Origin of the sequence: Streptomyces avicenniae (genome assembly GCF_000719135.1) — a bacterium.
Classification (GTDB): domain Bacteria; phylum Actinomycetota; class Actinomycetes; order Streptomycetales; family Streptomycetaceae; genus Streptomyces; species Streptomyces avicenniae.
Map to the genome: position 1 here is coordinate 169,626 of NZ_JOEK01000005.1, position 14,002 is coordinate 183,627.

Genomic DNA, 14,002 nt, shown 5'->3' on the forward strand with positions numbered 1-14,002 from the left:
ACGGGCTCCGTGCGGACTGATGGACGGGCGGGCGGGGGCCGTCAGGCCGGGGCAGCCGCCGGGGCCGTGCCCGACTCGGCCCGGTCGGGACCGTCCGGCAGCGCCGCGGCCTTCTCGGGACCTGCGCCCCGCAGCGGCGTCTCACGGATGAACAGCGCCGCGGCCAGCGATACCACCGCGATGAACCCGCCGACCAGGAAGGCGATGTGCGTGCCGGAGGAGACCGCGAACTCGTACGCCTCCCGCAGCGGCTGCGGGAGGGCCGCCAGCGCGTCGGCCGTGAGCTGCGCGCTCTCGCCCATGGCGCCGTCGCCCGACGCGCCGACCCGCGAGGCCATCTCGTCCCGCACCGCGTTGGTGAACAGGGCACCCATGATGGCGACGCCGAACGAGCTGCCGAGGGTCCTGAACAGCGTGGACGTCGAGGACGCCACACCGATGTCCTTCATCTCGACGCTGTTCTGGGCGATGAGCATCGACGTCTGCATCAGGAAGCCCATCCCGGCACCGAGCACCGCCATGAACACGCCCGAGGTGACCCGCGAGGTGTCCACGCCCATCGTGGCCAGCAGGAACAGGCCGACGATCATCAGCACACTGCCGATGATCGGCAGGGCACGGTACCGGCCGGTGTTGCTCGTCCAGCGCCCGGCGACCATGGAGACGATCATCATCCCGAGCAGCATCGGCAGGAGCTGGAGCCCCGAGTTCGTCGCCGACGCGCCCTGCACCGCCTGCTGGTACAGCGGCAGGTACAGCGTGCCGCCGAACATCACGAAGCCGGTGACGAAGCCGACGATCGCGACCAGCGTGAAGTTCCGGTTGCGGAAGATGTGCAGCGGGACGACCGGCTCGGCGGCGCGGCGCTCCGCGGCGAGGAACGCGCCCAGCGCGGCCACGCCCAGCACCCCCAGGCCGACGATCTGCCAGGAGGCCCAGTCGTACTCCGTGCCGCCCCAGGTGGTGAGGAGCACGATCGACGTGATGCCGACCGTCAGCAGACCCGCGCCGAGGTAGTCGATGCGTCCGGCGGCCCGGCGCTTCGGCAGGTGCAGCACGGAGGTGACCATGACGAGCGCGACGGCGCCGAGCGGCAGGTTGATGTAGAAGGTCCAGCGCCAGCCCCAGTGGTCGGTGATGAAACCGCCGAGGGACGGGCCGCCGATCATGGCGAGCGCCATGACGCCCGCGATCATGCCCTGGTACCGGCCGCGCTCGCGCGGCGGGATCAGGTCGCCGATGATCGCCATGACGCCGACCATCAGGCCACCCGCGCCGAGGCCCTGCACGGCGCGGAAGGCGATCAGCTCGCCCATGCTCTGCGCTATGCCGGACAGCGCCGAGCCGATCAGGAAGATGACGATCGACGTCAGGAAGGCGCCCTTGCGGCCGTACATGTCGCCGACCTTGCCCCAGATGGGCGTGGAGGCGGCCGTCGCGAGCGTGTAGGCGGTGACGACCCACGAGAGGTGGGCGACACCCCCCAGCTCGCCGACGATGGTGGGCATCGCCGTGCCGATGATCATGTTGTCGAGCATCGCGAGCATCATCGCGATGAGCAGGGCCATGAGGACGACGCGGACACTGCGCGTCCTCGGCTCCTCCGTGCCCGGTGCCGTGGCCCCGGCGGCGGTGGTCTGGGACATTCCCCCAAAGCCTCTCTCACGTACTTACTTGCCGCCCGGCAAGTGTCGGTTACTCTTGGGGACGGTAGAACGGTCACTAGCCGGTCGTCAAGTTAGTTGGCGCCGCCGGCCCGTCGGTCCCCGAGGAGAAGGCATGGCTCACGGCCACCAGCAGCGCAGGTCGGACACCCGGCAGCGCATCCAGGACGTCGCCCTGGAGCTGTTTGCCGAACAGGGATACGAGAAGACGTCCCTGCGCGAGATCGCGGAACGGCTCGGTGTCACCAAGGCGGCGCTCTACTACCACTTCAAGGCCAAGGAGGACATCGTCATCAGCCTCTTCGAGGACCTGACCCGTCCGATCGACGAGGTGGCCGCGTGGGGAAGGAGCCAGCCCCCGACGCTGGAGACACGCCTGGAGATCCTGCGCCGCTACAGCGCCGCCCTCCACCGGGGGGCGCCCCTCTTCCGCTTCATGCAGGAGAACCAGGCGACGGTGCGCGAGCTGAGCGTGGGCGCGACCTTCAAGCACCGCATGATGGCGATGACCGACCTGATGACCAGCCCCGACGCCCCCGTGACCGACCAGGTCCGCTGCCTGACCGCACTGTTCGCCGTGCACGCCAGCCTCTTCTGGGCCCACTTCATCGACGCCGACGAGGACGAGATGAGCCGGGCGTCCCTCACCGTCGCGACCGAGCTGGTCACCTCCTCGTACGAGGCGCGCGAGGCCCCGGCGGCCGAGCCCGGGGCGGCCGGGGCCCCGGCGCCCGAGGCGGCGCCGGGGACCGCCGGGGTCTGACGGGCCTCCCGCCCCGTCACCCGGCCGTGAGGACGGTGCGCAGCGCGCCGAGCGCCTGCTCCAGCTCCTCGCGGGTGACGGTGAGCGGCGGCGCGACGCGGATCGTCGAGCCGTGCGTGTCCTTCACGAGGACGCCCTCGCCCAGCAGCCGCTCGCCGATCTGGCGGCCGGTGCCGATGGCCGGGTCGATGTCCACGCCCGCCCACAGGCCGCGCGCCCGGTGCGCGAGGACGCCGTGGCCGTGCAGGGCGGCCAGGCCCTCGTCCAGCACCACGCCCAGTTCGGCGGCCCGCCGCTGGTAGGTGCCGGTGCGCAGCAGCTCGACCACGGCCGTGCCGACGGCGGCGGCCAGCGGGTTGCCGCCGAACGTCGAGCCGTGCTGTCCTGGCCGCAGCACGGCGAGGACGTCCCGGCGGCCGACGACGGCCGAGACCGGCACGATCCCGCCGCCCAGCGCCTTGCCGAGGAGCAGCAGGTCGGGCAGGACGCCCTCGTGGTCCACGGCCAGGGTGGTGCCGGTACGGCCGAGGCCCGACTGGATCTCGTCGGCGACGAAGAGGCATCCGGCGCGGGTGGTCAGCTCGCGGACGCCCGCGAGGTAGCCGTCGTCGGGGATGATCACGCCCGCCTCGCCCTGGATGGGCTCGATGAGGACGGCGGCGGTGGAGTCGTCCACGGCGGCGGTGAGCGCGGCCAGGTCGTTGTAGGGGACGACGCGGAAGCCGGGCGTGTAGGGGCCGAAGCCGTCGCGGGCCTCCGGGTCGGTGGAGAAGCTGACGAGCGTGGTGGTGCGGCCGTGGAAGTTGCCCGCCGCGACGACGATCGTGGCCTGGCTCTCCGGGATGCCCTTGACCTCGTAGGCCCACTTGCGGGCGACCTTGACCGCGCTCTCGACCGCCTCGGCGCCGGTGTTCATCGGCAGGGTCGTCTCCAGGCCGGTGAGGGCGGCCAGGCTCTCGGCGAATCCGGCGAGCCGGTCGTTGTGGAAGGCGCGGGAGGTCAGCGTCACGCGGTCGAGCTGGTGGCGGGCGGCCTCGACGAGCGCGGGGTGGCGGTGCCCGAAGTTGAGCGCCGAGTAGCCCGCGAGCATGTCGAGGTAGCGGCGGCCCTCCACGTCCTCGACCCAGGCGCCCTCGGCGCGGGCGACGACGACGGGCAGCGGGTGGTAGTTGTGCGCGAGGACGGGCTGCTCCGCGCGGATCAGCTCGGCGGAGCCGCGGAGCGGGGCGAGGGTCATGGCGTGGCCTCCTGGACCGGGGCGGTGGGGATCGGGGCGGTGAGGACCGGCGTGGGGGGAACGGTGGTGGTGACAGGAGTGGTGACGGGTGCGGGCGGGACGCGGGCGGGCCTGATCTCCTGAGTGCAGCACTTGATGCCGCCCCCGGCCTTGTGCAACTCCGACAGATCCACGGGAACCGGTACGTATCCGCGCTGCGCGAGCTGCGTGGCGAGGCCGGTGGCGCGCGGCGCGAGGAAGACGTGACGGCCGTCGGAGACCGAGTTCAGACCGAACGCGAGGGCGTCCGCCTCGTCCGCCACCACGGCGTCGGGGAACAGCAGCCGCAGCACGGCGCGGCTGCCGGGGGAGAAGGCCCCCGGCCAGTAGGCGACGTTCCGGTCGTCCAGCGCGAACAGGGCCACGTCCAGGTGGTAGAAGCGCGGATCGACCAGCCGCAGGGACACGACGGGGACGCCGAAGAACTCCTGCGCCCGCGCGTGGGCCGTGCGCGTGGTCCGGAATCCGTGCCCGGCGAGCAGCAGCCCGGCCACCGGCACGAAGTCGCCCTCGCCCTCGCAGACGGCGCCGGCCGGGCGGACGGTGTAGCCCGCCGCCGCGAACCAGCGGGCGTACCGCGCGGCCTCGGGGCGCCGCTGCGGGGCGTGGAAGCGGGAGCCGAGGACGCGTCCGTCGAGGGTCACGGCGGCGTTCGCCGCGAAGACCATGTCGGGCAGTCCCGGGACGGGCGGGACGGTCTCCACGGTGTGGCCGTACCGCTCGTAGGTCCGCATCAGGGTGGCCCACTGGGCGCGGGCGAGGGTCGTGTCGGCCGCCGTGCCGGGGACCATCCAGGGGTTGATGGCGTACTCGACGGCGAAGTGGCGGGGCTCGCAGGTCAGGTAGTGCCGTGGGCGCGCGGTGCGCGTCGGCGGTGACGGTGACGGTGACGGCGGGACGAGGGGTACGGGGATCGTGGGCACGGCGGCGTCCTCCCGGTTCCTGTGGAGGGGGATGCGACGGCGGGGGTGAGGCCTCCCGCTGGCCTGCGCGGTATCCGGGGGGAATGTTGGGAATGCGGGGAACGCGCGGATTACAGGGAATGCAGGGAATGCGAGGTCTACCCCCCACGGTAGGAACGCTCACCCTCCGCGACAAGGAACCGGGATTGCGCGTCCGCGCAGCGTCGTTGCGTCGCCGCCCGTTTCAGCGGCTGTTCGTTGCGCCCGCCTCCGGGCTGGTGGGGATGAGGTGGGAGAGGACGATCTGGCTGACCGTCTTGCGGATGAACGGCTCGGCCCTGATGCGCTCCAGCACCTCCTCGAAGTGGCCGATGTCGCTGGCCCTGATGTGCAGGAGCGCGTCCGCGCCGCCGGTCACCGTCATGGCGGCGGTGATCTCCGGATGGTTGCGGACCACCTCGGCGAGACGGCGTGGCGGTGCGGCGCCGACGCAGTACACCTCGACGTACGCCTCGGTGCGCCAGCCGAGCGCGGCCGGGGTGACGACCGTGGTGAAGCCGGTGATCACGCCCGCCTCGCGCAGCCGGTCCACGCGGCGTTTGACGGCGGGGGCCGACAGGCCGATGGCGGCGCCGATCTCGGCGAAGGTGCTGCGCGCGTTGGCGACGAGGGCGGTCACGATGCGGCGGTCGAGGTCGTCCAGGGTCATCGCGGGGCGTGTCATCGTCGGGGGATCCTCCGTCCGGCGGGGTGGCGGCCGGTGCGGCGCGCGGCCGGACGCCCGTACCGGACGAGTGTCCGCCCGTCACCCCGCGCCGTGGACCCCGGGCGCCGCCCCGTCACTCTCCCGGGCCACGGGGAGGTCAGGGCCGGGTCCTGCGCGAGCAACGGACCGGGCCGTCGGACCGCCCGGCGCACGCGCGCGGGCGAGACGCCGCATGGTCAGGTTCGGGCGGTGGTGAACGGTCACCGGCAGTGCCCGTCCGGTCAGCGGCAGCCGATCAACGTGAGCGCTTCGTCCCCGAGCTGCCCCGGGGAACAGCTCGTCCCGCGGCAGCGCCCGGCGACTGTCCCTTCCCCCCGGCCCGTGACCGTCAGTGCTCGCCTTCGCGGCGCAGCTCGACCACGGGTATCAGCCGCTGGGTGCGGGACTGGTGCTCGGTGAGGAAGGGGCGTATGCGGGCGGCCTCCGCGAACAGCTCGTCCCGCTCGCGCCCGGACGGCACGACCGCCGTCGCGCGGAACCGCTCGGCGCCGAGCTCCACCTCGACGGCCGGGTTCGCGACGAGGTTGTGGAACCAGGCCGGGTGCCGCGCCGCGCCGTTGGCCGAGGCGATGACGCACAGCCGCTCCCCCAGCCGCAGGAACCCGAGCGGGGTCGTGCGCGGCTCGCCGCTGCGCGCGCCGATGTGCGTCAGCAGCAGGAGCACCGCGGCGTCCATCGCGTCGGCGACCTTGCCCGTGCCCCGCTGCTCCCTGAACTCCGTGATGACCCGCTGGTCGAACGCGCTCTGTTCCATGCGGAGAGTGAAGCACACCCCTCTGACAATGCTCCGCGTCACGACAGGAGCAGTGCAGGACCGGCCGCATCGTGACGCACGGTGAGGACGGCGCCGGTCGCCTCGTGGCGCACGGACTGGACGTCAGGCCCGTTGGCCAGCACGGTGACGCCGGGGGCGGCGGCCCGCCGGGCGGTGGTCCGCGCGTCGGCCCCGGGGAGGACGAGGCAGGCGTAGGACGCGTCCAAGGGCGCGGGCCCGTGGTCGAAGCCCGTCCACAGGACGGCGGCCGTGAGCCGCGTGTCGGCCCCGATGGTGGTGAGGTCGTCCCAGCTGCCGGAGCGTTCGGCGACCCGCGCCGCCGGGGCCGTCCCCCCGCCGAGCGCCACGTAGCCGATCCGCCCGTGGTGCGCGTACCCCTGCCCGGTGGTCAGCGGGCCGGTGGCCAGCCGCTGGTCCACGGTGGTGACGACCGGGTGGAGGGCCGAGGGGGCGCTGATGCCCGCGCCGAGCGCGACGTAGCAGTCCTCGAAGCAGAACCACGCCTTCCGGCCGGACGTGAAGCGGTCGGTGCCCGTCAGGTCGAGCGCCGCGACGGCGTGGCGGCCGTCCGCGCCGACCGCGACGTGCGCGGACGCGCCGTGCTGCCCGTTGGGGCGCGGGAAGAGCGCGCCGGGGTCGGGCAGCTGCTCGGCGGTGACGCCCGGCAGCCGCGCCCAGTCCCACAGCGGGAGGACGGCGCGGTAGCCGTCCTCGGGGGCGTCGCCGACGCGGACGGCGGCGACGCCGTCGCCGAGGTGGCGGCCGAGCAGGTTCTCGCCGTTCATGCTCTCGGTCGGCGCGGTCCGCGTGGACGCCATGCGCACGGACAGCGACCAGCCGGGCGGCCGGTGCGCCAGGTAGTCGGACCTGGGGTACGCGCGGCTGCCGACGGGCGGCGGGCCCTCCCCCGCCAACTGCCGTGCGAACGCGGTCAGTTCGGCGGCGCGCGGCGCGCCGGCCGCCAGCAGGCGGCGGACGACCGTGGCCAGCCCGTCCCGCGCGCGACGGTGCGCGTCGGCGCGCGCGACCTCGCGGCCCATCGTCGTGAGGTCGAACCCGCCGCCGTGCACGGCCCAGCGCTGCCCGTCCAGCGTGAAGTCCGTGAACAGCGCGACCTGCGCCGGGCCGAAGGCCCAGGGCGTGCCGTGGAGGGCGAGGATCCAGCCGGACACGTCGAGGGAGAAGCCGTGGCCGTAGCCGCCGGAGTAGAGCTGGGCGCCGTGCTGGTGGAAGCTGAGGTCGGGCTGGATGCCCTCCGCCTCGGTGACGCGCAGGGTGGAGGCGATCGCGCCGGCGGCAGAGGCGACGAGAGCGGGGTCGCCCGTGAGGAGGCCGCGGCGCAGGAGGACGCCTTGGGAGCGGACGAGGTTCTGCCCGGTCAGCGGGACGGTCCCGGGGGCGGCGGCGAGGCGCGCCGTCCAGGGGGCGAGGCGGTCGGGGGCGGGGGCGCCCGTGGTCAGCAGGAGGATGTCGGCGAGGCACCCTGGGACGGCGATCTCGTTGTACCACCAGTTGTCGGCGCGCGGGTCGAGCCGGCCCCAGGCGTCCAGGGCGCGCAGGGCGGCGGGATGGCGGACGGGGTCGCGGGCGAGGGCGAGGGTGCGTTCGAGATGGCGGAACGGCTGCCAGCTCGCCCGGTCACGGCCGGTGTAGTCGATGTCGGCCCATGTGCCGTCGGCCCCCGGTTCCTTGGCGGCGGGCGGGCCGCCGTCCTCCAGCAGGTCACGCCGCAGCCGGTCGATGACCGTACCCAGTTCGCGCATGGCTGTACTCTCCACCGCGCGGGGCCCGTTGCGAAAGTGATGTCCGCCACGGAATGGCCTTTGCCACTGCGGCGAAGCGGCGGGAACGAAGCGTTTGCGGACCGGCCCGGCGCCCGCCCCCGCCGCGCGCGGTCAGTCGGCCGTGACCTCCAGCACCACGCCGAACAGCCGCGTGGCCCGCAGCCTGATGACGACGCGCCGCTCGGCGACCTGCTCGGCCAGGAAAGCCTGTTCCTCCCCCGGTGCGACGAATTCACCTGCGAGAGCGAGGAGTTCGCGGCCGATCGCGTCGCCCTCCACGGTGCTGGGCGCGGACACCTCGGCCTCGCCCTCCGCGACGGCGAACGACAGCGGGTCGGGCCCCTGGACGTGCAGGGCCACGCGCGGATCCGCCCGTATCCGGCGGACCTTGAAGCGGTCCTCGGTCGTGGAGACGCGGGCGGTGCGCGTCGCGGGGTCCCAGCTGTGCACGACGGTGGTGAGGTGCGGGTGGCCGCTGCGGCGCGTGGTGGCCAGGACGCTGAAGCGCTGGGCGGCGATCAGGGCGGACGCCTCCTCGTCGGTCAGCGGGCGGGGGCCGGGGCGGGTGGTGGCGCTCATGAGGAGACCTCTTCCGTGGTGCGGTCGGCGACAGAGGGGTTGCGCAGGACGGTGAGCGCGAGGAGCGCGGCGGTGGCCGTCAGGGCGGCGCCGATGCCGAAGGCGAGCTGGTGGCCGCCCGTCAGCGCGGCGGCCCGCCCCTGGCCGTCCGCGAGCAGGTGCTCGGTGCGCGAGGCGGCCAGGGTGGTGAGCACGGCGACGCCGAGGGCCGCGCCGACCTGCTGGGCGGTGTTGAACAGGCCGGAGACCAGCCCCGCGTCGTCCTCCCGCGCGCCGGACATGCCCAGCGCGGACACCGCGGGGATCGCCAGGCCGAACCCGGCGGTGAGCAGCATCGGCGGCAGCACGCGGGTGGCGTAGTCGGCGTCGGCCGGGACGCGGGCGAGCAGGACGAGCAGGGCGGTGAGCATCAGCAGCCCCGTGACCACGACCGCGCGGTGGCCGAAGCGTGCGGACAGGCGCGCGGAGGCTCCGAGGGACGCGACGCCGATGACGGCGGCGGCCGGGAGCATGGCGAACCCCGTGCCGGCCGCGCCGAGGTCCAGGACGGTCTGGAGGTGGAGGGCCAGCACGATCTGGAAGGAGAACATGGCGGCCACCATGAGCATCTGCGTCACGTTGGCCCCGACCAGGACGCGCGAGCGGAACAGGCGGAGCGGCAGCAGCGGCGTCCGTGCCGTGGCCTGGCGCGCGAAGAACGCGGCCAGCAGCGCGACGGCCACCGCCCCCGTGCTGAGTGTGCGGGTGGACGTCCAGCCCTGGGAGTCCGTCTCGACCAGGGTGAGGATGCCCAGCATCAGGCCCGCGGTGATGAGGAGCGCGCCGATCAGGTCGGCCCCGGCCGCGAGGCCGCTGCCCCGGTCGGCCGGGACGGCGCGGACGGCGAGGGCGAGGACGGCGGCGCCGATCGGCAGGTTGATGAAGAAGATCCAGTGCCAGCCGACGGCCTCGGTGAGCACGCCGCCGAGCACCTGGCCGAGGGAGGCGCCGACCGCGCCGGTGAAGCTGAACGCGGCGATGGCCCGGCCGCGTTCGCCCGGCTCGCGGAAGAGGGAGACGAGGATGCCGAGGCTGACGGCCGTGGCCATGGCGCTGCCGACGCCCTGGAGGAAGCGCCCGGCGAGCAGGGCGGCGGGGCTGGTGGCCGCGCCCGCGAGGGCGGAGGCGGCGGTGAAGAGGGCGGTGCCGTAGAGGAACATCCGGCGGCGGCCCAGCAGGTCGCCGAGGCGTCCGGCGAGGAGCAGCAGGCCGCCGAACGGGATGAGGTAGGCGTTGACGGTCCAGCTCAGGCCCGCCTCGCCGAAGCCGAGGTCGTCGCGGATGGCGGGGAGGGCGACGGTGACGATGCTGCCGTCGAGGATCGTCATGAGGGTGCCCGCGCACAGGACGGCGAGGGCGAGCGCGCGGGACGGGCGGGGCGTCCGTGGCGGGGCGGGTGGTGCGGGTGGTGCGGCGGGGACGCCGGGGTGGGCCACGGGGACTCCTACGGTCGGGGCGGGACCAGCGAGAGCGACCGTAGCATATTGTTTTGTTGCAGACGATTCCTTGGCGGATCATCCGCCTCGGTTCGTCATTCGGCCTGCCGCGCCCTGCGCACCGGGCGTCGGCTCTCCACGGGGGTCGCCAGCACGCCGTCCACCAGCGCCCGCAGCCCGCGGAGCATCGCCTCCCCGTCACCACCGGGAAGCGTCCCCACCACCTCGCGGTGCACGCCGTCCACGATCTCCTGGCTCCGCACCACGGTCTCCGCCCCCGCCGGGGTCACGGCGATGATCCGGGCGCGCCGGTCGGTGCTCGACGGCTTCCGCTCGGCGAGCCCGGCGCGCTCCAGCGCGTCCACCGTGACGACCATGGTCGTCTTGTCCATCCCGCCGATCTCGGCGAGCTGCGCCTGCGTACGCTCCTCGCCCACGGCGTGCACGAGGACGCAGTGCATCCGCGCGGTGAGGCCGATCTCCCCGAGGGCCGCCGCCATGCGGGTGCGCAGGACATGGCTGGTGTGGTCGAGCAGGAAGGACAGGTCGGTCGTGCCGTTGTCAGGGGTCAGGGCAGTCATGCGGCCCAGGATAACGAGGGACGTTCCGAGGCGGATTATCCGTGAACCTCCTTTTTCCGGTCGGCGACGGCCGAGGGGCGCAGCCGCCACAGCGAGGTGACCTCCCCGGCACGGGCCGCGTGGAGGGGATCGGCCGTGTCCCTCGCCCGTGGATGCCGCGGCCGGGTGTCGATCCTGTCCACCACGCGCAGCCCCGCCGCCCCGACGGCGGCCAGGAGCGCGCCGCGCGTCCTGAGCCCCAGGTGCTCGGCCAGGTCCGACAGGACGAGCCACCCCTCACCTCCCGGCGCGAGGTGCGCGGCCAGGCCGTCCAGGAAGCCGCGGAGCATGCCGCCGCCCGGGTCGTAGACCCCTTGCTCCACGGCGGAGGTGGGCCGGGCGGGGATCCAGGGCGGGTTGCAGACGACGAGGTCGGCGTGGCCGCCGGGATAGAGGCAGGGGCCGACGACGTCGATGCGCCCGGTGAGGCGCAGGCGGCCGACGTTCTCGCGCGCACAGGCCAGCGCGCGCGGGCTGATGTCGGTGGCCACGACGCGGTCGAACCCCCGGCGGGCCAGGACGGCGGCGAGCACGCCCGTGCCCGTACCGAGGTCGAACGCGGTGCGGCGGCGGCCTGGCGGGGGCAGCGGCGCCTGCGCGACGAGGTCGATGTACTCGCCCCTGACCGGGGAGAACACGCCGTGGTGCGGATGGACGCGCGCGCCGAGGGCCGGTACGTCCACGCCCTTCGTGCGCCACTGGTGCGCCCCGATCACGCCGAGCAGCTCCGTGAGCGCGACGGCCGTCGGCCCGGACGGCGGGCCGTACGCCTCGGCGCAGGCCCGGCGCACGTCGGGCGCCCTGCGCAGGTCCAGGCGGTGGTCGTCCTCCAGCAGGACGAGGAGCCGGCCGAGCACGCGGGCACGGTGGCCGCGGGCCCTGCGGTACAGGTGGAACGACTCGGCCGGGCCGCCGCCTCGTGGGACGGGCTTCCGGTCGATGCGGCGGCCCATCGCCCGGAGCAGCTGACGTGCCTGGTGGAAGTCGCCGCGCCAGAGCAGGGCGGTGCCTTCGCAGGCCAGACGGTGGGCGGCGTCTGCCCCCGTGCGGTCGTCGGCGGTGACGACCCGGGCGGGCGGCGGCGTGGCGTTCTCGGAATGCCAGCGGGCGGAGCGGGGGGTGTGGGCCTCGGTCCAGCGGATGGTGGACACCGGGTACTCCTCGTGGGCGGACGACGTGCGGGGGCACGAGGCGCGCTTTCGACGAGGAGCAGGACGAGCGGCCCGTGCTGCGGCACGGGCGCGGGCGTCGGGGCAGGTAGGGCTACCGCTCCCGCGTCGAGGCGCGGGAGGAGAGGTCGCCGAGAACCATGCCGAGTGTCATGAGCTGGCCTTCCGAGGGGAGGACACGAGAGGCTCGCACGGCTCTCCCGCCGCGCGCAAACCGGTCGGGCACGGACGGTCCTCGGGTCAGGCCCGCAGGCGCTCGATCCAGGGGTGCGGCCCGTACGTCCCGGCGATCGCGTCGGCGAGCCAGCGTCGCTGCCGGGCGGTGAGCACGGGCAGCGCGGCCTCGAAGTCCTCCTCGTCCTTGGGCCGGGGCGCCTTCGCCTTGTAGTAGAGCTGGATGTCGGGGGCGATGAAGGGCACGCCGTCGGCCGAGGTCGTGCCCAGCGTGCCGATCGGCCTGCGCACCCGGGGATCGCGGCGTGACACCCATTCCTCGCCGTGGGACTCGTCGATCATGATCTGGACGCGCCAGGGGGCGCCGGGGCCGGGGCGGCACCAGACGTCGTGGACCTCCGGGGGCAGGACCTCCTCCGGCGCCCACGGGCGCAGGCTTCCCGGCGGATCGGCGGCCCACCATTCCCAGCCCGGAAGGGCCCGCTGGGCCGCGAACTGGTCGGGACGCAGCAGGAGGACATCGACGTCCCCGTGGTCGCGGATCCGGCGGCCCACCGCGAGTTCGATCGCGAACCCCCCGGCCACCCACCAGGAGGCCCCCGAGCCGGAGAACCTCGCGGCGACCTCGCGCACGGGGGCGGGGTCCCACCTGCCGAACGGGGCGCGGAGACCTGTCATACCGGCCGTTCTCCCCCGGCCGCCCAGGGCGGACACACACCGGCGTCGGCCCTGGGCGGGGGCGGGGTCCTGGCGCGCTTCGGGGCGACGGGGCGTTCTGTGCCGTGGAACGGCGACCGTAGGCTGTCACATCCATGTGAGATTCAGGGCCGGGCGAAGTGAGGCGGGTCACGTGCGGATCGGTGAGCTGTCCCGTGCGACCGGGGTGAGCGTGCGGCTGCTGCGGTACTACGAGGAGCAGGGGCTCCTGGCGCCCCGGCGCACGGAGGGCGGGCACCGCGCGTACGGGCCCGACGCGGCGGAGACGGTCGGGCGCGTCCGCGCCCTGCTGGCCGCCGGGCTGCCGACGCGCGTGATCCGTGACGTGCTGCCCTGCCTCCACGGGGAAGGCCAGGCCCTCGAACCGTGCCTCTTCGACCATCTGCGCGGGCAGCTCGCGGAGATGGACGTCCGGATCGACGACCTGACGCGGGCCCGCGCCGCGCTCGGCGCGCTCCTCGCGTCCTCGGAGCGCGCCGCCGCCTGATCCGGGGCCGGTCTCAGCGTGCCTCGGTCTGCGCGAGGAAGTCCCGCACGTGCCCGAGCCAGGCGGCCCGGTCGGGCTCGCCCAGGACGTGGGCGGCGCCCGGCAGTTCGACCAGGCGCGCGCCGGGGATGCCCGCCGCGAGGGCCCGCTGGCTCGCGGGCAGGACGAGCCGGTCGGCCGTGGCGACGAAGGCCAGGACGGGCACGGCGACGCCCGCCAGCTCGGCGCGCACGTCCACCCGGGCGGCCAGCGCGAACTGGGCGGCCGTGCCCGGGGGCATCCCGGCCTCGGCGGCGGTGGTCAGCGCGTCGAACTCCTCGGACGTCAGCCGCGCGAGCTGCGCGTCGGTGAGGCAGCCCGCGACGGCGAACCTGGCCATGGCGTGGCGGTCGCCCGCCCGGTCCAGCGCGACCATCAGCTCGGCGGCCGTGGCGAGCAGCGGGTCGGCGGTCGCGAAGCCGACGGTGAGGACGAGCGCGCTCACCCGCTCGGGGTGACGGGTGGCGACGCGCACGGCGACCGCGCTGCCCAGGGACTCGCCGATGACGGTGAAGCGCTCGTGCCCCGCCCCGGTGGCCGTGGCGACGAGCAGGTCCGCCAGCCCGTCCAGCTCCAGGGGCACGGCGGACGGCGGGGTGGTGCCCGACCCGGGGTAGTGCGGGCCGATGACGGTGTGGTCGCGGGCCAGGTCGTCCAGGACGAGCCCGTAGTTGCCCGCGATGCCGCCGCCCGCGCCGTGGGCGAGGAGGAGCGCCGGGCCGCTGCCGCGCAGGACGGTGTCGGGGGTGCCGGACGGGGTGCTGGACAGGGTGCTGGACGGAGTGGTGTCGGTGGTCATGGACGGGACCGTA

At 74.5% G+C, this 14,002-nt stretch carries 14 protein-coding genes; 2 read left to right on the plus strand and 12 right to left on the minus strand.

What is annotated here, in order from left to right; translation table 11 throughout:
• Positions 1-41: 41 nt before the first annotated feature.
• Positions 42-1,646 carry an MDR family MFS transporter gene (locus IF27_RS10850; RefSeq protein ID WP_052849242.1) on the minus strand — a complete coding sequence of 535 codons (1,605 nt, stop codon included), beginning with the start codon at positions 1,644-1,646 and terminating at the stop codon, positions 42-44.
• A gap of 133 nt (positions 1,647-1,779) precedes the next feature.
• On the opposite strand from IF27_RS10850, the gene IF27_RS10855 reads away from it, so the two are divergent.
• The gene (locus IF27_RS10855) at positions 1,780-2,427 is read left to right on the plus strand and encodes a TetR/AcrR family transcriptional regulator (protein WP_052849243.1); all 648 of its coding nucleotides are present in this window, start codon (positions 1,780-1,782) and stop codon (positions 2,425-2,427) included.
• Between the two features lie 16 nt (positions 2,428-2,443).
• Here the strand turns inward: IF27_RS10855 and rocD are convergent, their stop codons facing one another.
• From rocD to IF27_RS10905, 10 genes are all read right to left on the minus strand, one after another.
• Positions 2,444-3,664 (minus strand): ornithine--oxo-acid transaminase, encoded by a 1,221-nt coding sequence (gene rocD, locus IF27_RS10860; protein ID WP_052849244.1) that lies wholly within the window; start codon positions 3,662-3,664, stop codon positions 2,444-2,446.
• Entirely contained in the window at positions 3,661-4,617 is a 957-nt protein-coding gene (gene ddaH, locus IF27_RS10865; RefSeq protein WP_223291010.1) for a dimethylargininase, read from the minus strand. Before ddaH ends, rocD begins: the two co-directional genes overlap by 4 nt.
• A gap of 232 nt (positions 4,618-4,849) precedes the next feature.
• A complete protein-coding gene (locus tag IF27_RS10870; RefSeq protein WP_052849245.1) occupies positions 4,850-5,329 on the minus strand; it encodes an Lrp/AsnC family transcriptional regulator in 480 nt (159 codons plus the stop codon).
• 370 nt (positions 5,330-5,699) lie between these two features.
• Complete coding sequence (locus IF27_RS10875; RefSeq protein ID WP_052849246.1) at positions 5,700-6,125, minus strand: nitroreductase/quinone reductase family protein; 426 nt, start codon at positions 6,123-6,125, stop codon at positions 5,700-5,702.
• 38 nt (positions 6,126-6,163) lie between these two features.
• The gene (locus IF27_RS10880; protein WP_052849247.1) at positions 6,164-7,909 is read right to left on the minus strand and encodes a polysaccharide lyase family 8 super-sandwich domain-containing protein; all 1,746 of its coding nucleotides are present in this window, start codon (positions 7,907-7,909) and stop codon (positions 6,164-6,166) included.
• Positions 7,910-8,041: 132 nt separating this feature from the next.
• Positions 8,042-8,509 carry a TIGR03618 family F420-dependent PPOX class oxidoreductase gene (locus IF27_RS10885; RefSeq protein WP_052849248.1) on the minus strand — a complete coding sequence of 156 codons (468 nt, stop codon included), beginning with the start codon at positions 8,507-8,509 and terminating at the stop codon, positions 8,042-8,044.
• Positions 8,506-9,984 (minus strand): MFS transporter, encoded by a 1,479-nt coding sequence (locus IF27_RS10890; RefSeq protein WP_263053836.1) that lies wholly within the window; start codon positions 9,982-9,984, stop codon positions 8,506-8,508. Before IF27_RS10890 ends, IF27_RS10885 begins: the two co-directional genes overlap by 4 nt.
• Positions 9,985-10,079: 95 nt before the next feature.
• Positions 10,080-10,565 (minus strand): MarR family winged helix-turn-helix transcriptional regulator, encoded by a 486-nt coding sequence (locus IF27_RS10895; protein WP_052849249.1) that lies wholly within the window; start codon positions 10,563-10,565, stop codon positions 10,080-10,082.
• A 35-nt stretch (positions 10,566-10,600) separates the two neighbouring features.
• Positions 10,601-11,755, minus strand: coding sequence for a methyltransferase (locus tag IF27_RS10900; protein ID WP_052849250.1), 1,155 nt, complete (start codon positions 11,753-11,755; stop codon positions 10,601-10,603).
• A 258-nt stretch (positions 11,756-12,013) separates the two neighbouring features.
• Positions 12,014-12,625 (minus strand): nucleotidyltransferase domain-containing protein, encoded by a 612-nt coding sequence (locus IF27_RS10905; protein WP_052849251.1) that lies wholly within the window; start codon positions 12,623-12,625, stop codon positions 12,014-12,016.
• 172 nt (positions 12,626-12,797) lie between these two features.
• Between IF27_RS10905 and IF27_RS10910 the strand changes: the two genes are divergently transcribed.
• A complete protein-coding gene (locus IF27_RS10910) occupies positions 12,798-13,151 on the plus strand; it encodes a MerR family transcriptional regulator (protein WP_052849252.1) in 354 nt (117 codons plus the stop codon).
• Positions 13,152-13,164: 13 nt separating this feature from the next.
• Here the strand turns inward: IF27_RS10910 and IF27_RS10915 are convergent, their stop codons facing one another.
• A complete protein-coding gene (locus IF27_RS10915; protein WP_110945746.1) occupies positions 13,165-13,989 on the minus strand; it encodes an alpha/beta fold hydrolase in 825 nt (274 codons plus the stop codon).
• Positions 13,990-14,002 lie beyond the last annotated feature (13 nt).